The following is a 20,832-nucleotide window of genomic DNA, read 5'->3' on the forward strand; positions in this document are numbered from 1 at the left end:
TGCCCCCGTATGTATCAGAGCGCCTTTACCGCCGACACCTCATGCGGCACGAATGGCCTGATTTGCGACACGACCCCGCCGATCCGCCCCTGCGACATCGCGGGCGACCACTTGCCCCTTTCGGTTTGCCCGCCCAATCGTTAAATCACTCCCGACGACAGGGAGATTACATGACATTCTGGGTGCTCGCCATTGCCTTGGGCCTGATCTGCGCCGCCATCCTGGGGCTGGTACTGATCCGTGGCCGCGTCGGCGACGCGCCGCCTGCCGCCTATGACCTTCAGGTTTACCGCGACCAGCTGAAAGAGGTCGATCGCGACCTCGCCCGCGGCGTCATCACCCCCGAGGACGCCGAGCGCACCCGCGCGGAGGTCTCCCGCCGAATCCTCGCCGCCGACGCCCAGCTTCAGGCCACCGGACAGGCCGGCGCCCAGCCCGCGCTGGCCGGCAAGGCCTTCGCCGCGCTCGCCCTTCTTGGCCTCGTCGCGGGCGCCGGCTGGCTCTATACGCAGATGGGCGCGCCCGGCTACGACGACCTGCCCCGCACCGCCCGCCTCGCCGCCTCGGACGAGGCCCGCGCCACCCGCCTCGACCAGGCCGAGGCCGAAGCGCGCTTCAACGCCTCCCAGCCCGTGACGCCCGACATGGGCGAGGTCGACCCGCAATATCTCGAGTTGATGGACCGCCTGCGCGAGGCCGTGGCCAACCGGCCCGACGACCTACAAGGCTACATCCTGCTCGCCCGGAACGAGGCTGCGCTCGGCAATCTCTCCGCCGCCGCCGAGGCCAAGGAAAAGGTGATCGAGCTCAAGGGCGACGCCGCGACTGCCGCCGACTACGCGGAACTGTCGGACATGATGGTCTCCGCCGCCGGCGGCTATGTCTCGGCCGAGGCCGCCGAAGCCATTCGCGCCGCCCTTGCCCGCGATCCCAAGGAGCCGCGCGCGCGCTACTACATGGGGCTCTACATGATCCAGGTCGACCGCCCCGACATTGCCTTCCGCACCTGGGACAGCCTTTTGCGCGAAAGCACGCCGGACGCCCCCTGGACCGCCCTGATCCGCCCCCGGATCGAGGAACTGGCCTGGCGCGCCGGCATCAACCGCTACGAGCCGCCCGCCGAAAACGCCGCACCCGGCCCCTCGCAGGGCGACATCGACGCCGCCGGCGACATGAGCGCGCAGGACCGCGCCGCCATGATCCGCGGCATGGTCGACCGCCTCGCCACCCGCATCGACGAGACTGGCGGCACCGAGGCCGAATGGGTGCGCCTCTCGAATGCCTACGCCGTCCTGGGTGATTTCGACGCCGTGCGCGACCTCATCGCCCGCGCCCAGGACCGCTTCGACGACCCCATGGTGATCGACACCATCATCAACGCCGCCAAGCAGGCCGGCTTCTCCGAATGATCTTCGAGGATTTCGCCGCCTTCGCCGCCGCCCTGCCCGGCTTTCGCGCGCTCCTGGGCCTCGATCTCGGGACCAAGACCATCGGCGTCTCCGCCTCCGACGCGCTTCTCTCCTCCGCCAACCCGGTCGAGACCGTCAAGCGCACCAAATTCACCGCCGATGCCGACCGCCTTCTGGCCATCGCCGCCGACCGCACCGCCGCCGGGATCATCCTCGGCCTGCCCCGCAACATGGACGGCTCCGAAGGTCCGCGCTGCCAATCCACCCGCGCCTTCGCCCGCAACTTGGCCGCGCGCACCGATCTGCCCATCGGCTTCTGGGACGAGCGCCTCTCGACAGTTGCGGCAGAAAGAGCACTGATCGAGGCCGATTTGACCCGAAAGCGTCGCGCAGAGGTGATCGACGCCGTCGCGGCGGCGTATATCCTGCAAGGAGCGCTGGACCGAATCCGCCACCTGAAAGCCGAGACATGAACGACAGCCCCGTCTGGAACCGCAAAGAGATCGAAAGCCCCTGCGTGCGCATCTGCGTCGTCCACCCCGAGGCGCGGATCTGTACGGGATGCTACCGCACCATCGACGAAATCGCCCGCTGGTCCAGGATGACGTCCGAGGAACGCCACGAGATCATGACCGACCTGCCCGACCGTGCCACCACCCTCACCCGCCGCCGCGGCGGCCGCGCCGCCCGGCTCAAGCGCGGCTGACAGGTCAGGCACGGACCGTCTCCCTCGGCGCGCCGAAAAATTGCAATTTTTCGGTCCGGAATTTTGCAAAATTCCGCGCCCAGCTCCGGCGCCACGCCTAAACCAACCGGTCAGAATAAGGCCGCAACGATTGCCACCGGCCAAACGCACCGCGCGCTCTGTTCATTCCACGCGTCAGCCAATGGCACCGACGCGATACAGTCGGAAATACCGACACGATACCGACGTGCTTTCTGCCCATTCTGCGCCGTTAAGCTTCTAGTCGCACGTCCCGTCAGGGCGCGGTCAGCCACTGGTCGCCCGGATCGGGCCATTCGGGCCGGAAATAGACGATCATCCGCCCCTCTTCCGGCGCCTCCGCCCCGTCCTCCCACGGTGCCACGCCATGCACCGCCAACCGGTGCACCACATAAGCCTCTCCCGGTCTTGCCGGCAGCAGACGCCGCTTGCAGGTGTCGAACACCCGCCGCCGCGCGGCCTTGTAGATCTCCGTCAGATCGACCTCGTCCCACGCCTCCGGCGCCACGCCGTCCAAGGCTTCAGAAAACGTCGCCCGCATCACATTATGACTGCCTTCCCAGACACTTAGCGGGCTGGCCCCGGCGTTGCATGTGGTCAACGGCAACCCCAGGATAAAGGCGTGCCGCTCCTTCAGATACCGCCGCCTGTCGGGCCCTTCCAGCAGCAGCCCATCCACATGCGCCGCGTCCCGCCGCAGCCTGTAGCCGAATGCGGCATCTCCCTCGCCATCCTTCGGCCTGGGGTATCCGGGATACATCACCGACACCTGCCCCCGGTGCAGCGGCAGGCGGCCATACAGCGCCGACATCGCCTCCCACGCCTGCCCCGTCAGCGGCCCGGACCCGCCCACAGCGCCGTCGGGCGCATTGGGCAGCGTATCCACACCCACGAACCACGTGCCTTCGCAATATAGCCAGCGTTGCTCCTCGGGCGCATTAACCCTTTCTTTTGCAACGGTAAAAGCAGCCTCAGCCCAGGCCGCTACGGACGGATCAAACGCAAACCGCGCCCATCCGGTCTCAAGAAGATCCTTCACGCCGCAATCCCCGTCACCTGCGCCAGCGCCTCCTCCACCAGCTCCGTTCCCGCGCCCGGTTTGGTGGCGTTCTCCGACAGCACCCGCCGCCATGCCCGCGCCCCCGGCTGACCGGTGAAAAGCCCCAGCATATGGCGAGTCACCTGATGCAGCTTACCTCCTGAAATCAAATGGTTTTCGATGTAAGGAAGCATGGCCTTCACAGCGTCTTCTCCCGTCCGGTCCGGCCCGGCAGCGCCGAACACCCGCCGGTCCACCGCGCCCAGGATATCGACCGGCCGATGATACGCCGCGCGTCCCAGCATCACGCCATCGAACCCGGCCTCCAAATGCGCCACCGCCGCATCCAGCGTCTCGATCCCACCGTTGAGCGAGATGTGAAACTGCGGAAACCGCTCTTTCATCCGCGCCACAAGGTCATAGTCGAGCGGCGGAATATCCCTGTTTTCCTTGGGGCTCAGCCCTTGCAGCCACGCCTTGCGCGCATGAATGGTGAACCGCCGCACCCCCGCCGCGCCGACCCGCTCCAGAAAGTCCGGCAGCACCGTCTCGGCGTCCTGATCGTCCACCCCGATCCGGCATTTCACCGTCACCTCTGTCTCCACCGCCCCAATCATCGCGGCACAGCACTCCGCCACCAGGTCCGGCTGCTTCATCAGCACCGCCCCGAACGTGCCCGACTGCACCCGGTCGCTGGGACAGCCCACGTTAAGGTTGATCTCGTCATACCCCGCCTCCGCCCCCAGCCGGGCAGCCTCGGCCAGTTCCTCCGGCTCGGACCCACCCAGTTGCAGGGCGACGGGATGCTCCTCCGGCGCATGGTCCAGAAGGTGCACCGCCCCACCCCGCACCAGCGCAGGCGCGGTCACCATCTCCGTGTAAAGCAACGCTTTTTCGGACAATTGTCGATGCAGGAACCGACAGTGCCGGTCGGTCCAATCCATCATCGGGGCCACGCTCAGCCGCGCGGCCTCTGTGGCTGGGGTCTGGGACATTGAAGGCTCTCCTGTGGCGCGCGGGAAATCACAGGCCGGACCATAGTCAGAGCGCGCCCGGACCTCCACCCTTCTGTCGCATGTCCTATGGTCCGTTGGCCAGTTCCCCGGCGCATCGAAAACAGCAACCGGGCGCCGCGCGCAAACACCCGGCAGCCCCTCGCCGGTCCTGCCGACGTCGCGTCAGAACGCCTGCGTCAGTGACACCTTGAATGTCCGCCCGGGCGCCTTGCGCGTGGGCGAGGACAGGTGCCCGACATAGTCCTTGTCGAACGCGTTCTCGATCCCGAACCGCACCTCGGTGTCGTCCAGCCACTTGTTGTCGGGCCGCCACGTGGCGCGCAGGTTATGCACCGTGGTATCGCCCAGATCCGCGCCCAGGGCGTCGAAACGGTCGGCGACATGTACCACCTCCCAGCTGAGGTCAAGATCGTCACCGATCCGCTGACCCACCGTCAGTTGCAGCCGGTCCGCCGCGCTGTTGCGCCAGGTGTCCGAGGTGCCGTCGGGATTGTATTCCCGCCCCTCCCCGACATGCCCCGCGAAATCGACATAGAACCCGCCCGCCGTGCCATAGGACGCCTCCAACTCCAGCCCCTCGGTCGTCACGCCATCAAGATCGGTGCCCGTCGCCCCGGCCACCGTGTAGGTAGTGATATCCCACAGCTTGGTCTGGTAAAGGTTGCCGCGCACGGTAAACGAGTCGCCCTCCGCGAACACGTCCGTGCCGGTATAGGCCGCGCCAATCTCGAACGTGTGGGACTTTTCGGTCATCGCCAGCCGCCGTTGCGACGTGGCCGTGGCATCAAGATCGTCGATCAGCGGCAACCCCTCGGTGTAAGCCGCGCTGCCGAAGACCGAGATCCCGTTCCCGAAATCATAGGCCAGCGCCAGCCCGCCCATCAGCGCATCGTTGCTGTAGCGGTCGGGCACGCCGGCCAACGGCACCGTGCTTTCGATCCGCGAGCTTTCATAGCGCAGCGCCGGCGTTACCGTCACCTGGCCGATCGTCATCTCGTTCACCATGAAGGCGGCGAACCGGTCGTCCGTGCCGCCGGGTGCTGCGGCCGCATCCAGGCGTTTCTTGTGGATGCCTTCGATCCCGGCCAGCATGTCGTGCTCGACCTGCCCCGTCGAAAAGAGCGCCCTGTTGGAAATGGTCAGCTTGGTCGTCTCGTATCGGTTGTCGGCGCAGATCACGCCGAAGAACGGATTGGCGCAGAAAACCGCCACCGGCTGCCCGCCCTGAAAGGGCGAGCTTCCGTCGATATAGTTCGTGTCGATCTTCTGGTCTGCATAGGACAGGTTCGCCCGCAGGTCGATCAGGTCGTTGACCGGGTTGAAGCGGTATTCGACGGTCGTCTGTTTCGTGTCGGTGATACGGTCGACCCGGCCAAAGCTGCCCGCCGTGGTCTCGAACTGGTCATAGGGCACGTCCTTGTCGTCGGCCTCGGTCCGCGAATGGCTGAACATCAGCGAATGCGCGTCGTCATCGCCGAAGGTGAACCGCGCCTTGGCCAGAAATGACGGCGTCTCGAACGAGCTGTTGCCGATCTTGGTGCCGTCCCCGGCCTCCAGCGTGCCCTGCTCGCGCCAGGTGTAGTTCAGCAGAAACTCCGCCCCCTCGGCGGGCATCCAGGCCAGGTTGGTCGAACTGGTGAAACCATGACCGTTCGAGCTGAACTCCAGCGTCTGCGACCCGCCGAAACCAAGCTCTCCGCCTGTGAACTCCGACGCATCCTTGGTCTCCAGCTTTACCACGCCGCCCACGATGCCCGAGCCATACGCGAAGCTGCCGATCGTGCCCCGGATCACCTCGACTTCCTTGTAAAGCAGCGGATCGGTGAAAAGCTGTGTGCCCAGGCGGTAGATCTCTTCCGACCCGACCGAGGCGCCGTCGATCTGCACCGCGATCTTCTGGTCCGAACCATAGGTGGTGTTGGCCCCGAATCCGCGGATGTTGATCCCCGACCCCTGCGGCGTGGTGCCGTTCACCAGCGTCACGCCGGGCACCGAATCGATCAGCTGCGCGACGGTGCTGGCCTGCCGGTCCTTGATTTCCTCTTCGTCGACAACGGTCCGGGGCAGCGCCGTGCCGAAGGTCAGATCCCGTTTGCCGGGGGTCAGGACCAGGGTCCCCAGAAAGCCGGGCTCGTCCTGCGCCATGGCCGTCCCGGCCAGCGACAGGCAGACGAGCGCGGTCGTCCCACGCATGAATGTGGTAAGCATAAACGCCATCCTTGTTGCACATTGGTCACCGGTGCTTGCAAAGGGCTGGCGCGGTAGATTGGTTGATTTGCGATGCACATCATCGCGATGGGTTGCACCGATACTTTTAACCAACTAAAACAGTCAAGTAATTTGTCGACAGCCACGCTCCACAGCATCGCGAGCCAAGCCATCGGACCCACCTTCATTCCGAGGATGCCCAATGAGCGAGCGAACTGCACCGACCCCCGAATCCATCCGCGCCTTTCAGGCCGAGAACCCCAAGATGCGCAGCCGCGACCAGGCCGACACGCTGGGGATCTCCGAGGCTCAAGCCGTCGCCGCCCATGTCAGTTTCGGCACGATGCGGATTGCCGCGCCTCCTGACCGAATTATCCCCGCTGCCGAGAAGCTGGGCGAGGTCATGGCCCTCACCCGGGTCGAGGCCTGCGTGCACGAGAAGGTGGGTGAATACGGCAACTACCATCCTGGCGAACACGCCGCGATGACGCTGACCGAGAATATCGACCTGCGGATCTTCCAGTCGCACTGGGTGCACGCCTTCGCCGTCGAAACGCAGACGGAGGACGGCCCGCGCCGCTCGCTCCAGGTTTTCGACGCCGCCGGCGACGCGGTGCATAAGATCCACCTGCGCGAGGCCTCGCATCACGACGCCTGGCCGGTCATCCTCACCGACCTTGCGCATCAGAATCAGACCGAAGGTCAGACTGTCGCCGCGCGCCAACCCGTCGAGGCACCGAAATCGCGGCCCGACAAGCTGGATATCCTGCGCGAGGAATGGGCGCGCCTGACCGACACGCACCAGTTTCTGCGCCTGTGTTCCAAGCTGAAGATGAACCGCCTCGGCGCCTACCGCATCGCCGGCGCGCCCTTCGTGCGGCAGCTTGATCCCACTGCGGTCGACGCCATGCTGCACGCCGTGCGCGATGCCGGGATCGAGATCATGCTTTTCGTCGGCAACCGCGGCTGCATCCAGATCCATTCCGGCCCGATCCGCACCCTGCGCCCGATGGGGCCGTGGCAGAACGTGATGGACCCCGGCTTCAACCTGCACCTGCGGCGCGACAAGGTGGCCGAGGTCTGGGCGGTCGAAAAACCCACGCAACGCGGCCCCGCAATATCCGTCGAGGCGTTCGATGCCGAGGGCGGCCTGATCTTCCAGACCTTCGGGCTGGGCAAGGAAGGACGCGATTCGCGGCCCGCATGGGGCCGGATCGTCGCAAACCTGCCTTCGCTCGAGGAGGTGCCGGCATGATGTGCAGCAAATCGACGGGCGCCGCGATTGTCGCGCTCTGCACTTCGATGGTCGGGGCCTTCGTCGCCCTGGCCGTCAGCGCGCAGCAGGCCGAGACCCCCGCCAATCCACATGCCGAGATCCTGTCCATCGGCAGCGCGGTGACAGAGATCGTCGCCGCCCTGGGGCAGGAGCACCGGCTGAAGGCGCGCGACACGACTTCAACTCACCCGCCTTCCGTCCAAGACCTTCCCGACGTGGGCTACATGCGGGCGCTCTCGCCCGAGGGCGTTCTGTCGGTTGGCCCCTCCCTCATCATCGCAGGCGAAGGCGCCGGCCCGCCCGAGGCGCTGGACGTGATCCGCGCCGCCGACGTGGCCTTCGTCGAGGTGCCCGACGCCCTGACCACCGATGGCATCCTGCACAAGATCGACATCGTGGGCGACGCGCTTGGCGTGCCCGAGCAGGCCGATGCGCTCGCCGCCAAGGTCAATGCCGAGATGCAGGCGGCCATGGAAGACGCCCGCCGCCCCGACGCGGACAAGAAGCGCGTTCTGTTCGTCCTGTCGACCCAAGGCGGCCGGATCAACGCCTCGGGCACCGGCACCGCCGCCGACGCGATCATCCGAATGGCCGGCGGCGTGAATGCTATCTCTGACTTCGAAGGCTACAAGCAGGTCACCGACGAGGCGATAGGCACCGCCGCGCCCGACGTGATCCTGATGATGGACCGCACCGGCGATCATGCCGCCGACGATGACGCGCTCTTTGCCATGCCCGCGATCCGCCTGACCCCCGCGGCACAGGACCGCGCGGTGGTGCGCATGGACGGCCTTCTGCTGCTCGGCTTCGGCCCCCGCACCGCGACTGGTATCCGCCAGCTCAACGCCGCGCTTTACGGCACGGACAGCTAGAGAATGGCCGCTCTCACCGATATCGACGCCGCCCCACGAGACCGCGCCTCCCGCGCCCGCGCCCTGCATTGGGCGCTGGCTGCGGCGCTGGTCCTCGTTTCCCTCGCCAGCCTTCAAGTCGGCGCAACCGACGTGACGCTTTCGAATCTCGCAGCCAAGCTGGCGCGGGGCGAGGCGCTGACCCAGATGGACCGCGTTGTGCTGTGGGATATCCGTCTGCCGCGCCTCGCCATGGGCGGGCTGGTCGGCGCGGCGCTCGCGGTGTCGGGGGCGGCGATGCAGGGCCTTTTCCGCAACCCTCTGGCCGATCCCGGTATCGTCGGCGTGGGCGCCGGGGCCGGGCTGGGGGCCATCCTCGCCATCGTGCTGGGCGGTCTTCTGCCGTCGTGGGTAAACGCCCTCGCCGGCAATCAACTGACGCCCTTCGCCGCGTTTCTCGGGGGATGGGGCGCGACCCTTCTGCTCTACCGCGTCGCCACCCGGCACGGGCACACGTCTGTGGCCACGATGCTGCTCGCGGGCATCGCGCTCGGGGCGCTGGCAGGGGCGGTGTCGGGTATCCTGGTCTATATCGCCGACGACACGCAATTGCGCGACCTCACCTTCTGGGGCCTCGGCTCGCTGGCCGGGGCCAGTTGGGCCAAGGTGCTGACGGCGGGGCCGATGATCCTGCTGGCCATCGCCGCGGCGCTGACCTTGGGGCGCGGCCTCAACGGGCTGGCTTTGGGAGAGGCGACGGCGGCCCATATCGGCGTCAGCGTCCAGCGCCTGAAATCCATCGCGATCCTCGCCGTCGCAGCGGCCACTGGCGCCGCCGTCGCGGTTTCGGGCGGCATCGGCTTCGTCGGCATCGTGGTACCGCACCTTCTGCGGCTGGCCTCGGGCCCGGACCACCGCACGCTGCTTCTGAATTCCGCGCTGCTTGGCGCCATCCTGCTGATCCTCGCGGATGTCATCGCCCGTGTCGTGATCGCCCCCGCTGAACTGCCCATCGGGATCGTCACCGCGGTCCTTGGCGCGCCGGTCTTCCTGTGGATCCTGCTAACACGCCGGGGGCTTGCCGACCTATGAGCTTCGTCGCCGAGAACATCCGCGTTTCCTACGGCGCCCGCGAGGCGCTGCGCGACGTATCGCTGACCGCCGATCCGGGCATGGTCACGGCCATCGTCGGCCCCAACGGCTCGGGCAAGTCCACCCTGCTGGGCGCCATGACGGCCTCCCTGCCCCATACCGGCGAGGTCCGCCTGAACGGCCGCGACATAGCGGCGATGAAACCGTGGGAGCTGGCCGCCGAACGTGCGGTCCTGCCACAGGCGGCGCGCCTGGCCTTCCCGTTCACGGTGATCGAGGTGGTGCGCCTCGGCCTGCAAGCGGGCACTGCCGGCGACCGCCCCGAGGTGCCCATGCAGGCCCTCTCCCGCGTCGGCCTCGCCCATTATGCCAACCGCACCTTTCAGGAACTGTCGGGCGGCGAGGCGCAGCGCGTCATGCTGGCCCGGGTCTTGGCGCAGGTCTGGAGCCCGGTCGCGCATGGTCGCCCCCGCTGGCTATTGCTGGACGAGCCTGTCAGCAGCCTCGATATCGCGCATCAGCTTCAGGTGATGGAGATCGCCCGCAGCTTTGCCCGCGCCGGCGGCGGCGTCATCGCCGTCATGCACGATCTGAACCTGACAGCACTTTTCGCCGACCGCGTCGCTGTCCTGTCCGAAGGCCAGCGCCTGGCCTTCGGCACGCCCGCCGAGGTGCTGACCGACGCCACCCTCTCGCGCGCCTATGGCTGCACGTTGCGTGTTTGCTCTCCACCGCCCCTCGGTGTGCCCTATATACTGCCGCACGCGGCCTCTGCCTGAAAGGATACCCGGTGCGCCTTGCCACGCTCTTGTTCTGTCTCGCCGCGCCCGCGCTGGCGCAGGCCCCTGCGGAGATCGTCATCCTGGGCGAGGTGCACGACAATCCCGACGCGCATCTGGGCCAGGCCGCAAAGATTGCCGAAATTCAGCCCACCGCCGTCGTCTTCGAAATGCTGACCGCCAAAGAGGCCGCGCGGGTCGATGCCGACAGGTCGCTGGCCGAGGACGCATGGACCGCCAGCGGCTGGACAGACTTCGACCTCTACGCCCCCATCTTCGATGCCCTGGGCGACGCCCGGATCATCGGCGCCGCCGCCCCGCGCGACAGCGTGCGCACGGTTTACACCGACGGCGCTGCCACGGTCTTCGGCCCTGATGCCCCACGTTTCGGGCTGGACACGCCTTTGCCCGACGACCAGCAGGCCTTGCGCGAAGACATGCAGTTCGCCGCCCATTGCGAGGCGATGCCGCGCGACATGATGGCCGGGATGGTCGCCGTGCAGCGCTACCGCGACGCGGTCTTCGCCCGCGCGGCCCTCGACGCGCTCGACACCCACGGCGCTCCCGTCGTGGTGATCGCCGGAAACGGCCACGCCCGCACCGACTGGGGCATACCCGCGAAGATCGCCCGGGCGGCCCCTGACGTCACCACGCACGCCATCGGCTTTGTCGAGGCCGAAACCGACACCCCCTTCGACGAGACCCGCACAGTGCCCCCGGCCCGGCGGGACGACCCCTGTGCTTCGCTCACCAACCAGTAAGGACCCCAAGATGTATCTTGCCATGAACCGCTTCACCGTGCCCTTGGAAAATGCCGCCGAGTTCGAGGATCTGTGGCTCAGCCGCGAAAGCCGTCTCAAGGACATGGACGGCTTCGTGTCGTTCCACATGCTCAAGGGTCCCGAGGAAGACGGCCGCGTGCTTTATGCCTCGCACACCGTCTGGGAAAGCGAAGAACATTTCCGCGCCTGGACCACCAGCGAGGAATTCCGCGCCTCCCACGCCCGGGCCGGCCAAAGCCGCAAGCTGCACGAAGGAACGCCGCGTTTCGAAGGGTTCCGCGCGATCCAGAAGATCGACGCCGACGCCCCGGCATGACACCACGGGTCACCCGCACCGCGCCCGTCTTTCGCAGCTTCGACGAGGCGCGCGCGCGGGCATTCTATGTGGACTGGCTGGGCTTCGACTGGACCGGCGAGGTCCGCGTGTTCGACGGTGCCCCGCTCTATGCATTTCTGCGCCTGGGGGATTTCCACCTGCACCTGACCGAGCACCACGGCGATGCCACCCCCGGATCGACCGCGATGGTGCATGTCGACAACCTGCGCGACTGGCACGCCACCCTGCCCGCCAATCCGAACATGCGTCCGGGCCTCGAGCCGATGCCTTGGGGCCTACAGATGGAGGTGACCGACCCCTTCGGAAACCGCCTTCGCTTCCTCGATCAAGCGGATGGCGATTGATTTGGCCCTTGATCGCGGCGTGACTCTGCCGCCGCGGCCACGACAATTTCTTGACTGAAACAATCGGAATAATATACGAAGGCCTTAATCCCGACTCGAAAAGTCGGGTTTCTTCTGACACCACCCGGCCGGATCGCCGCACAGGTAACCGCATGACCACATCCGAACCCGCCCCGCGCCCCGCGACGGACAGCACCGGCATCGCCACCCACGATGCCCGCGATCTGGTTCCGAATGGCGTCACGGCCGACATCGCGCTCGACGGCCAGGTCTACACCCTGCGCATCACCCAGGCCGGCAACCTGATCCTGACCAAGTGACCCCGATCCCGATCCAAGACAGACCCAGCCACACTTCAGCGAGGCCTCATGCCCAAAGTTCCAAGCCCCTGCATCGACGTCTGCAAGTTCAAGCGCGAAGGCCATTGCATCGGCTGTTCGATGACCAAGGCCCAGAAAAGCCTGTTCAAGCAGCTGAAAAAGGACAAGCAGCGCGAAGCCTTCGTCGAAATGCTGGTGGCGCAGCAAACCGTGATGGGCCGCTACAAGCACTGGGATGCTGCCTATGCCAAGAAATGCCGCAAGAAGAAAGTCACGCTCACCGCGATCGAGGGCGGCAAAGCCGCCTGACCCGGCTCACCCTTTGGAAAACAGGACAGGATCGCAGGACCATCGACCTCTCATGACCTCACCGCTTCGCCTTCCACATCTTGAAGACTTGCACGACGCGCGCATCCAACAGGGTCACGCGCCCCTGCTCGACCACCTGCGCCACGTCGCGCGGGATGCGCGGTGCAAAAGCTATGTCGACCTCTTCGGCGCTTGCGCCTCGCTGTCGGTCAACCGCGATATCGCCATGCAAGCGGCGTCCGACGTGCTGATGCGCTGCCTGTCTCAGGCGCTTGGCCGTCGGCCGATCCTGTTCCGCGCCGGCGAGCCCGAAACCTCGTTCGACGAGGACTGGCTGCTCGCTCTCGCCCGCAGCCTTCAGACGGGTGACACGGCCAGTTGCACCTTCCTGCTGCATTCCCGTGTTCCCAAACACGCACACCGCAATCTCGTCTTTCTCTTGGGCAATGTGGCTGACAATTTCCCTCGGATTTAGAAAGATTCTAAATTGTCTTGCCGAACGCTGGTGCAGGCCCTATTTTGAACCTGCAAGCCAGCCAATCGCCAGCCAGCACAACTCCGAACAGACATTTCCACACAACCAAGGAGGCGAGTATGACCGAGACGGCACAATCACTTTCGACCGACGCAAACGCACAGATTTCCGAGGCCCTCAACCAATGCGTTGCGGAAACCGCGGTCACGACGATGCTGGCGCAGAACTTTCACTGGAACGTCACCGGCATGGCCTTCGGCCCGCTGCATGAGCTGTTTCAGACGATCTACGAAGATCACTTCGTGGCACAGGATGACCTGGCCGAGCGGATCAAGGCGCTCGACGGCCACGCCGAAGGCGTGCTTGCCGACATGATCAAGCGCTCCAAGGTCCCCGAAGCCAAAGGCACACCCGCCGCCGAAGAGATGATCCGCCTGCTGAAAGAGGCCCAGGAAACCCTGGCCGAAACCATCGCGGGCGCCGGGGAACTGGCCGCCAAGCATGGCGACACGCTGACCGAAGACCTATGCATCGCCCGCGGTCAGACGCACGAGAAATTCGCCTGGATGCTGCGCGCCCACCTGCGCTGAAACCTGCCGCGCCGCGACGCTTCGGCGTCCCGGCCGGTCCTTCGTATCCCTTCGCGACCTGCCCGGATTGTGGCGTTCCGCCATCCGGGAAATGCCGTTCGAGCGAATGGCAAATCTGACTTTTTAAATCGGGAATTGTTGTTTCCGACAATTTCAGTCAGACTATTGTCGAATGGCCGATTCCCGGCGCCCCGGCCCGGCTCGACCCAGACGACAATCGAAGGACATTTCCATGCCACGACTCCTGTCGACCACGACCGCCCTCGCGCTCTGCCTTGGCGGCACCGCCCAGGCCCAAAGCGCCGCAGAGGTTCTCGACAATTACGCCGATATCGCGCAGGCCAACTACACCGATAGCCTGACCGCCGCCCGATCCCTGCAAGACGCCGTGACCGCCCTGATCGACAGCCCGTCGGCCGAAACCATGCAGGCCGCCCGGGACGCGTGGCTGAAGGCGCGCGTGCCCTATCAGCAGACAGAGGTGTTCCGCTTCGGGAATGCCATCGTCGACGACTGGGAAGGCAAGGTAAATGCCTGGCCGCTGGACGAAGGCCTGATCGACTATGTCGACGGCGCCTATGGCGGGCCCACCGATGCCAACCAACTGGCCGCGCTCAACGTCATCGCCAACCCCACCTTTACCTTGTCGGGCACTGAAATCGACGCCTCCGACATCACGCCCACCCTTCTGCAAGACACGCTGCACGAGGCTGACGGGATCGAGGCCAATGTCGCCACCGGCTACCACGCCATCGAATTCCTGCTCTGGGGCCAGGACCTCAACGGGCATCAGCCCGGCGCGGGCAACCGCCCCTGGACCGACTACGCGACGGGCGAGGACTGCACCCATGGGCATTGCGACCGCCGCGCCGATTACCTGTCGGCGGCGACCGATCTTCTGGTTTCCGACCTGGAATGGATGGCCGCGCAATGGGCCGCAGACGGCGACGCTCGCACCACGCTGACCCAGGACGAAACGGCGGGGCTGTCCAGCATCCTCACCGGCATGGGCAGCCTAAGCTATGGCGAGACGGCGGGCGAGCGGATGCGGCTGGGCCTGATGCTCAACGACCCCGAGGAAGAGCATTCCTGCTTTGCCGACAACACGCATAACGACCACTTCTACAACGGTGTCGGCATCCGCAACGTCTATCTGGGCGAATACGTGCGCACCGACGGCACCACGGTCAGCGGCCCTTCCGTCTCCGACCTGGTGGCCGCCGACAATCCCGAGCTGGACCAGGAAATGCGCACCCGTCTTTCACACGCCGTGCTGGCGCTTGGCCGCATCAAGACGGCAGCCGAGGCGGGCTTTGCCTATGACCAGATGCTCGCCCGCGGCGATGAGGGCGGCGAGGCGCTGATCATGGGCGGCGTCGACGGCCTGATCGCGCAGACCCGGTCGATCGAGCGCGTCGTCTCGGCCCTCGATCTTGGCGGCATCTCGATCGAAGGCTCCGACAGCCTCGACAATCCCTCCGCCGTTTTCCAGTAGATTGGACCCAAATGCCGGGCGGCGCGCGTCGCACCGCCCGGCCCTGCACCAGCTGACCGCCATGCGCTTCACCCCCGTCCCCCGGCTGCCCCTCGCGGCAATGCTTGTCCTGACCGCGCTCCCCCTCGCACATGCCGGGGACATGGCGGCCCCGCCCTGGGCCGATTTGCGCGACGTGCATCTGGATACCGCGCCTCGCACCGACGCCGAACGCGCCCGGATCGCCGATGTCACCGCCCTGCCGCAGACGTTCGACACCCCCTGGCGCTTCGAGGAAAACACCGCCGGGGCCCAGACCGTCCGCGCCCGCACCACACCCGACGCGTTCTCGCAACCCGCCGAAAACCTGACCTTCGCGCAGGAACTGGACTTTCGCGTCGGCAACGGCCTCTTTCGCCGCCTCTGGGTGTCGCCGCCCGCATCGACCCTTGCGTCGGACGGGCTCGGCCCGCTCTACAACGCGCGCTCCTGCCAGCGCTGCCACCTCAAGGACGGGCGCGGCCATCCGCCCGAAGGCCCCGACGACAGTGCGGTGTCGATGTTCCTGCGCATCTCGGTCCCCGCGGCATCGCCGCAAGAGGTCGCGGCCTTCATCGACGGCACGCACCCAACCGCGCCCGACCCCACCTATGGCACGCAATTGCAGGATTTCAGCCTACCGGGTCACGCCCCCGAATACCGGCTCGAGGTCACCTATGACGAGGTGACGGTCCCCCTGTCCGGCGGCCAGAGCGCCTCGTTGCGCCAGCCCACCTACCGCGCCGCCGACCTAGGCTATGGCCCGCTGACCGCGGGCGCGATGCTCAGCCCCCGCGTGGCGCCGCAGATGATCGGCATGGGCCTGCTCGAGGCGATCCCGGCGCAGGACATCCTGCGCCTTGCCGATCCCGACGACACCGATGACGACGGCATTTCCGGCCGCGCACAGGTCGTCTGGTCCGACGTGCACGACCAGCCGATGCTGGGGCGGTTCGGGCTGAAGGCGGGCAATCCCACGGTGATGGATCAGGTCGCCAGCGCCTTTGCCGGCGATATCGGCATTTCCAACCCCATCCACCGCGCCGGATCCGGCGACTGCACCGACGCGCAGACCGACTGTACCGCCGCCCTGCATGGCGGCGATCCCGAACAGGGCGGGCTCGAGATCGACCAGCAGGGCCTTGACCTCGTGACCTTCTACAGCCGCACGCTTGGCGTGCCGGCCCGGCGCGACGTGGACGACCCGCAGGTGCTGGCCGGGCGTCGCGTGTTCTTCGACAGCGGCTGCGCTACCTGTCACCGTCCCAACCACGTCACCCACCGCCTGAAAGGCGAAAACCCCGCCAGCTTTCAGCTGATCTGGCCCTATACCGATCTTCTGTTGCACGACATGGGCCCGGGCCTTGCCGACAACCGCCCCGAGGGGCGCGCGGACGGCACCGAATGGCGCACCGCGCCGCTCTGGGGCGTGGGCCTGACCGAAAAGGTGTCGGGCCATACCAACTTTCTGCACGATGGCCGCGCGCGCTCGCTGCTCGAGGCCGTCCTGTGGCATGGCGGCGAGGCGCAATCCGCGCGCGACCGCGTGGTGCAGATGCCGCCCGAAGACCGCGCCGCCCTGATCCGATTTCTGGAGAGCCTGTGAAACACCTGTCCCTTCTTGTCCTCGGCGTCGGCCTGCTGGCCACGCCCGCCCGTGCCGACATAGACGCGGCACTCGACCAGCACATACTGCCGGGACTGGCCCGCTTCGCCGCCGCGGCCGAAACGCTCGCCGACACGGCCAAGGCCGATTGCCGCCCCAAGGCCGTGCGTCCCGCCTACCAGGATGCCTTCGACGCATGGATGCCCGTGGCCGACCTCCGCCTCGGGCCGTCCGAAACCGGCGCGCTCTCCATCGGCTTCTGGCCCGACCCGCGCGGCTTCACCCAACGCACCCTCAGCCGGCTCATCGCCGAGACCGACCCCGTGGCGGGCGATCCCGCCGCCTATGCCGACGTCTCGATTGCCGCGCGTGGTTTCTTCGCGCTCGACATGCTGCTGAATGACCCCGAATTCTCGGACTACGGCGCCGACAGCTACACCTGCACCCTCGTCGCCACCATCGCCGCCGATCTTTCCAGGCAGGCCGACGCCTTGCACGACGACTGGTCCGGCGATTTCGCCCAGACACTGCGCAGCGCAGGTGAGGCGAACAACGCCGCCTACCTCACGGAAACAGAGGCGCAGCGGGCCATCTTCACCCAGATCCTCTCATCGCTGGAATTCACCGCCGACAAACGGCTGGGCCTTCCGATGGGAGAGTTCGACCGCCCCCGCCCCGCGCTGGCCGAGGCGCGTCGCTCGGGCCGGTCCCTGCGCAACGTGCTGCTGTCGGTCGCGGGCGCACATGACCTCGCCCATGCGCTGGCCCATCACGACCTGCCGCGAACCGACGCCGCCTTTGCCCATGTTCAGGACGTCGCGGCGCGGATCGAGGACCCGACCTTCAAGGACGTGGAAACACCGCAAGGCCGCCTGCGGGTCGAAGTGCTGCAACAGGCCATCGAAGATTTGCGCCAGACGATCGTGGAAGAAATCGGCGCGCCTCTGGGCATTGCGCCGGGCTTCAATGCCCAGGACGGAGACTGACCGATGACCACCCGCCGCGCCTTTCTGGCCAGCCTGCTGGCCGCCGGAACCGCACCGCATATGGGCTGGGCCGCGGCGGGCAATCCCGCCTTCCTCGCCGCTGCGAAGGAACGCGATGACAGCTTTGCGCTTTATGGCCTCGACACCGAGGGCCACGCCACCTTCCGCATCCCCCTGCCCGCGCGCGGCCATGCCGGGGCGGGCCATCCCCACCGGGCCGAGGCGGTGGCCTTCGCCCGCCGTCCCGGCACCTTCGCGCTGGTGATCGACTGCGCAAGGGGTCAGGTGATCCACCGTCTGACCCCGCCCGACGGGGTGCAGTTCAACGGCCACGGCGTTTTTGCCGATGGCGGCGCGACACTCTTCACCAGCGAGCAATCCGGCACGACCAGCCAAGGTCAGGTCGGCATCTGGGATGTGGAGGCTGGCTATACAAGGATCGGCAGCTTTCCCACCGGCGGCATCGGCCCGCATGACCTGCGGCTCATGCCCGACGGCGCCACGCTGGCGGTGGCCAATGGCGGCATCGCCACCGATCCCGCCGACCGGACCAAGCTGAACCTCGACGCCATGCAGCCCAACCTTACCTATCTCGGCCTGTCCCGTGACGTGATCCAGCAGGTCACACTGCCCCCGGGCCTGCACCAAAACTCGATCCGGCACCTTGCCATTCGCGCCGACGGGCTGGTCGGCTTCGCCATGCAATGGGAAGGCGCGCCGGACAGCGCCACGCCTCTGCTGGGCCTGCACCGCATCGGGCAAGAGGCCACGCTGGCCGCCGCCCCGCTGGCCGACGAACTGGCGATGCAAGGCTATGCCGGCAGCATCGCGTTCAGCGGCGACAGGCGGGAGCTTGCCATCACCTCGCCCCGGGGCGGACGGCTGCATCGGTTCTCGGATACGGGCGATTTTCTCGGCGCGGTCTCGCGGGCCGATATCTGCGGCCTGGCACCTCTTGGATCGGGATACCTCGCCAGCGACGGGCTGGGCGGGCTGTTCGGCATCCGTGCCGACAACCGCCGGGCGCTCGACCGGTACGACTGCGCCTGGGACAACCATATCGTGACGCTCTAGGTCGCGCAGGCCTCAGAACATCACGCGCGGCAGCCATGTCGCCAGCGCCGGCCAGATCCACACCACAGCCACGCCCACGGCCTGCAACCCGATAAAGGGAATGACGCCGCGATAGATATGGCCTGTCGTGATCTCCGGCGGCGCGGCCCCGCGCAGGTAGAACAACGAGAACCCGAAGGGCGGCGTCAGGAACGAGGTCTGAAGGTTGATCGCCAGGATGATCCCCAGCCAGATCGGGTCATGCCCCAGCAGGATCAGCGACGGCGTCACCAGCGGCAGCACGATCACCGAGATTTCCACGAAATCCAGGAAGAACCCCATAAAGAAGACGATGATCATCGTCACGATCAGCGCCCCCGTCGCCCCGCCGGGCAGGTTCGCCAGCCAATAGGCCACACGGTCCTCGCCGCCCAGCCCGATGAACACCAGAGAAAACATGCCTGCCGCCAGGATCGTGGCAAAGATCATCGCCGTCATGGTCATGGTCGAGGTGACGGCGTCATGCACCACGCGCTCCGCCAGCACGTTGCGCAGCGCCGCCAGCACGCCGATCAGCCCCAGCACCGCCAAAGCGATGTAAATCCCGCCCGCCACGTAGGACCCCGCACCCAGGTCCCCCCGCTGCAACCGCACCGGAAAGACGCCCGCCGCGATGGCCAGCGCGATCAGCGCCGCGGCCGAGATCAGGATCAGGCCACGCATCCGTCCCAGCCGCGCACCGGACATCAAAAGCGCGCCCACCGCCCCCACCGCTGCGGCCTCGGTCGGCGTCGCCAGCCCGCCTAGGATCGAGCCCAGGACGGCGAATATCAGCAGGACGGGCGGCACGATGGCCCCCAGCACTTCGCGCCCGGTGGGCTTGGACATGGTCGCATCCGCCGGCGGCATGTCCTGCGGGCGCAGGGCACCGCGCACCAGGACGTAGATTAGGTACAGCGAAACCAGCACCAGCCCGGGGATCAGCGCGGCGGCAAAGAACTGCCCCACCGACAGGGCCTCGACCGAGAACTTCCCCTGCTCGTACTGCGCCTGCTGATAGGCATTCGACATCACGTCGGCGAGGATAATCAGCAGGGTCGAGGGCGGAATGATCTGCCCCAGCGTGCCCGCAGTACAGACAATCCCCGCCGACACGCTCGGATTATACCCCGCCCGCAGCATCGTCGGCAGCGCGATCATACCCATCGCCACCACGGTCGCACCAACGATGCCGGTCGACGCCGCCAAGAGCGCCCCCACCAGGATCACGGAAATGCCCAGGCCCCCGCGCAACGATCCGCAAGCGCGGCCCATCGTGTCCAGCAACTCCTCCGCGATGCGGCTTTTCTCCAGCAGCGCGCCCATCAGCACGAACAGCGGTATCGCGATCAGCACCTGATTGGAAATCAGCCCGAACACCCGCTGCCCGAACGCGCCCAAAAGCGAGATATCCATCGCCCCCAGCGCCCAGCCCAGATAGGCGAACAACACCGCGATCCCGGCAATGCTGAACGCCACCGGAAAGCCGGACAGGATCGCCACCACCAGGGCCGCGAACATCAGAAGGTCGAGATACTCGGTCACGCCGGTTCCTCCCCGGCGACAAGCCGCAGCAGGATCGCGATGGATTGCAGCGCCACCAGAACGCAGAAGACCGGGATCAGGGATTTCAGCAGGAACACCGCCTCGATCCCGCCCACCGAAATGGGCCCTTCAAGGATTTTCCACGAATTGCGCACCGACGGCCACGACCACCACAGCAAAGCCGCCATCGACGGCAGAAGCAGGAACAAGTGCCCGGCCATGTCGATCCACCGCCGCGTGGCGGGGGCGGCCTTGGCATAAAAGATGTCGACCCGCACATGCTTGTCGACCAGCAGGGTGTAACCGGCGGCCAGCATGAACAGCGTCGCGTGCAGGTAGAGCACGCTTTCCTGCACCCAGATCGAATTGACGCCGAAGACATAGCGCCCCACCACGATGCCGAACTGCACCAGCACCATCAACAGCGCGAACCACCGCAAGACGCTGGCGATAGCGCGATTGATCCCGTCGATGATCCCTGCCAGTGCCAGCATGTCGCGGCCTTCCCTGCCCCTTGGGTCATGACGCGCGAGGGTGAT

Annotated in this window: 23 protein-coding genes; 18 read left to right on the forward strand and 5 right to left on the reverse strand. The window is 66.6% G+C overall.

Annotated features, from left to right (window positions below; translation table 11 throughout):
* Nucleotides 1–170: 170 nt before the first annotated feature.
* From ccmI to XM53_RS12200, 3 genes are read left to right on the forward strand one after another with little or no spacing between them, the layout of a single operon-like run.
* Complete coding sequence (gene ccmI, locus XM53_RS12190) at nt 171–1,409, forward strand: c-type cytochrome biogenesis protein CcmI (RefSeq protein WP_057793662.1); 1,239 nt, start codon at nt 171–173, stop codon at nt 1,407–1,409.
* Nucleotides 1,406–1,882, forward strand: a complete 477-nt coding sequence (gene ruvX / locus XM53_RS12195) for a Holliday junction resolvase RuvX (RefSeq protein ID WP_057793664.1) — start codon at nt 1,406–1,408, stop codon at nt 1,880–1,882. The genes ccmI and ruvX overlap by 4 nt, the downstream gene beginning before the upstream one ends.
* The gene (locus tag XM53_RS12200; RefSeq protein WP_057793666.1) at nt 1,879–2,115 is read left to right on the forward strand and encodes a DUF1289 domain-containing protein; all 237 of its coding nucleotides are present in this window, start codon (nt 1,879–1,881) and stop codon (nt 2,113–2,115) included. The genes ruvX and XM53_RS12200 overlap by 4 nt, the downstream gene beginning before the upstream one ends.
* A gap of 274 nt (nt 2,116–2,389) precedes the next feature.
* On the opposite strand, the gene XM53_RS12205 is transcribed toward XM53_RS12200, so the two are convergent.
* The 3 genes from XM53_RS12205 to XM53_RS12215 form a co-directional block, all read right to left on the reverse strand.
* A complete protein-coding gene (locus XM53_RS12205) occupies nt 2,390–3,172 on the reverse strand; it encodes a hypothetical protein (RefSeq protein ID WP_057793668.1) in 783 nt (260 codons plus the stop codon).
* Nucleotides 3,169–4,167, reverse strand: coding sequence for a tRNA dihydrouridine(20/20a) synthase DusA (gene dusA / locus XM53_RS12210; protein ID WP_057793670.1), 999 nt, complete (start codon nt 4,165–4,167; stop codon nt 3,169–3,171). Before dusA ends, XM53_RS12205 begins: the two co-directional genes overlap by 4 nt.
* A 183-nt stretch (nt 4,168–4,350) precedes the next feature.
* Nucleotides 4,351–6,396 carry a TonB-dependent receptor domain-containing protein gene (locus XM53_RS12215; RefSeq protein WP_057793672.1) on the reverse strand — a complete coding sequence of 682 codons (2,046 nt, stop codon included), beginning with the start codon at nt 6,394–6,396 and terminating at the stop codon, nt 4,351–4,353.
* Between the two features lie 202 nt (nt 6,397–6,598).
* On the opposite strand from XM53_RS12215, the gene XM53_RS12220 reads away from it, so the two are divergent.
* From XM53_RS12220 to XM53_RS12285, 15 genes are all read left to right on the forward strand, one after another.
* Nucleotides 6,599–7,651 carry a hemin-degrading factor gene (locus XM53_RS12220; RefSeq protein WP_057793674.1) on the forward strand — a complete coding sequence of 351 codons (1,053 nt, stop codon included), beginning with the start codon at nt 6,599–6,601 and terminating at the stop codon, nt 7,649–7,651.
* On the forward strand, nt 7,651–8,544 hold the full coding sequence (locus XM53_RS12225) for a heme/hemin ABC transporter substrate-binding protein (protein WP_057793769.1): 894 nt from the start codon (nt 7,651–7,653) through the stop codon (nt 8,542–8,544). The genes XM53_RS12220 and XM53_RS12225 overlap by 1 nt, the downstream gene beginning before the upstream one ends.
* Before the next feature lie 3 nt (nt 8,545–8,547).
* The gene (locus tag XM53_RS12230) at nt 8,548–9,615 is read left to right on the forward strand and encodes a FecCD family ABC transporter permease (RefSeq protein ID WP_057793676.1); all 1,068 of its coding nucleotides are present in this window, start codon (nt 8,548–8,550) and stop codon (nt 9,613–9,615) included.
* Nucleotides 9,612–10,394 carry a heme ABC transporter ATP-binding protein gene (locus XM53_RS12235; RefSeq protein WP_057793678.1) on the forward strand — a complete coding sequence of 261 codons (783 nt, stop codon included), beginning with the start codon at nt 9,612–9,614 and terminating at the stop codon, nt 10,392–10,394. Before XM53_RS12230 ends, XM53_RS12235 begins: the two co-directional genes overlap by 4 nt.
* A gap of 11 nt (nt 10,395–10,405) precedes the next feature.
* Entirely contained in the window at nt 10,406–11,155 is a 750-nt protein-coding gene (locus tag XM53_RS12240) for a ChaN family lipoprotein (protein WP_236544483.1), read from the forward strand.
* Between the two features lie 10 nt (nt 11,156–11,165).
* Nucleotides 11,166–11,492, forward strand: a complete 327-nt coding sequence (locus XM53_RS12245; RefSeq protein WP_057793680.1) for an antibiotic biosynthesis monooxygenase family protein — start codon at nt 11,166–11,168, stop codon at nt 11,490–11,492.
* Complete coding sequence (locus XM53_RS12250; RefSeq protein WP_057793682.1) at nt 11,489–11,857, forward strand: glyoxalase superfamily protein; 369 nt, start codon at nt 11,489–11,491, stop codon at nt 11,855–11,857. The genes XM53_RS12245 and XM53_RS12250 overlap by 4 nt, the downstream gene beginning before the upstream one ends.
* 152 nt (nt 11,858–12,009) lie before the next feature.
* Entirely contained in the window at nt 12,010–12,177 is a 168-nt protein-coding gene (hemP, locus tag XM53_RS22515) for a hemin uptake protein HemP (protein WP_082630966.1), read from the forward strand.
* Between the two features lie 48 nt (nt 12,178–12,225).
* The gene (locus XM53_RS12255) at nt 12,226–12,486 is read left to right on the forward strand and encodes a DUF1289 domain-containing protein (RefSeq protein WP_057793684.1); all 261 of its coding nucleotides are present in this window, start codon (nt 12,226–12,228) and stop codon (nt 12,484–12,486) included.
* A gap of 52 nt (nt 12,487–12,538) precedes the next feature.
* Entirely contained in the window at nt 12,539–12,961 is a 423-nt protein-coding gene (locus tag XM53_RS12260; protein WP_057793686.1) for a hypothetical protein, read from the forward strand.
* 119 nt (nt 12,962–13,080) lie between these two features.
* Entirely contained in the window at nt 13,081–13,551 is a 471-nt protein-coding gene (locus XM53_RS12265) for a Dps family protein (RefSeq protein ID WP_057793687.1), read from the forward strand.
* Between the two features lie 232 nt (nt 13,552–13,783).
* A complete protein-coding gene (locus tag XM53_RS12270; protein ID WP_057793690.1) occupies nt 13,784–15,046 on the forward strand; it encodes an imelysin family protein in 1,263 nt (420 codons plus the stop codon).
* Between the two features lie 61 nt (nt 15,047–15,107).
* Nucleotides 15,108–16,670 carry a di-heme oxidoreductase family protein gene (locus tag XM53_RS12275; RefSeq protein WP_408006063.1) on the forward strand — a complete coding sequence of 521 codons (1,563 nt, stop codon included), beginning with the start codon at nt 15,108–15,110 and terminating at the stop codon, nt 16,668–16,670.
* Nucleotides 16,667–17,656, forward strand: a complete 990-nt coding sequence (locus XM53_RS12280) for an imelysin family protein (protein ID WP_057793692.1) — start codon at nt 16,667–16,669, stop codon at nt 17,654–17,656. The genes XM53_RS12275 and XM53_RS12280 overlap by 4 nt, the downstream gene beginning before the upstream one ends.
* 3 nt (nt 17,657–17,659) lie before the next feature.
* The gene (locus tag XM53_RS12285; protein ID WP_057793694.1) at nt 17,660–18,730 is read left to right on the forward strand and encodes a DUF1513 domain-containing protein; all 1,071 of its coding nucleotides are present in this window, start codon (nt 17,660–17,662) and stop codon (nt 18,728–18,730) included.
* A gap of 12 nt (nt 18,731–18,742) precedes the next feature.
* Here the strand turns inward: XM53_RS12285 and XM53_RS12290 are convergent, their stop codons facing one another.
* On the reverse strand, nt 18,743–20,293 hold the full coding sequence (locus XM53_RS12290; RefSeq protein WP_201455412.1) for a TRAP transporter large permease: 1,551 nt from the start codon (nt 20,291–20,293) through the stop codon (nt 18,743–18,745).
* The gene (locus tag XM53_RS12295; protein ID WP_057793696.1) at nt 20,290–20,787 is read right to left on the reverse strand and encodes a TRAP transporter small permease subunit; all 498 of its coding nucleotides are present in this window, start codon (nt 20,785–20,787) and stop codon (nt 20,290–20,292) included. Before XM53_RS12295 ends, XM53_RS12290 begins: the two co-directional genes overlap by 4 nt.
* Nucleotides 20,788–20,832 lie beyond the last annotated feature (45 nt).

It is taken from the genome of Roseovarius atlanticus (assembly GCF_001441615.1).
Classification (GTDB): Bacteria; Pseudomonadota; Alphaproteobacteria; order Rhodobacterales; family Rhodobacteraceae; genus Roseovarius; species Roseovarius atlanticus.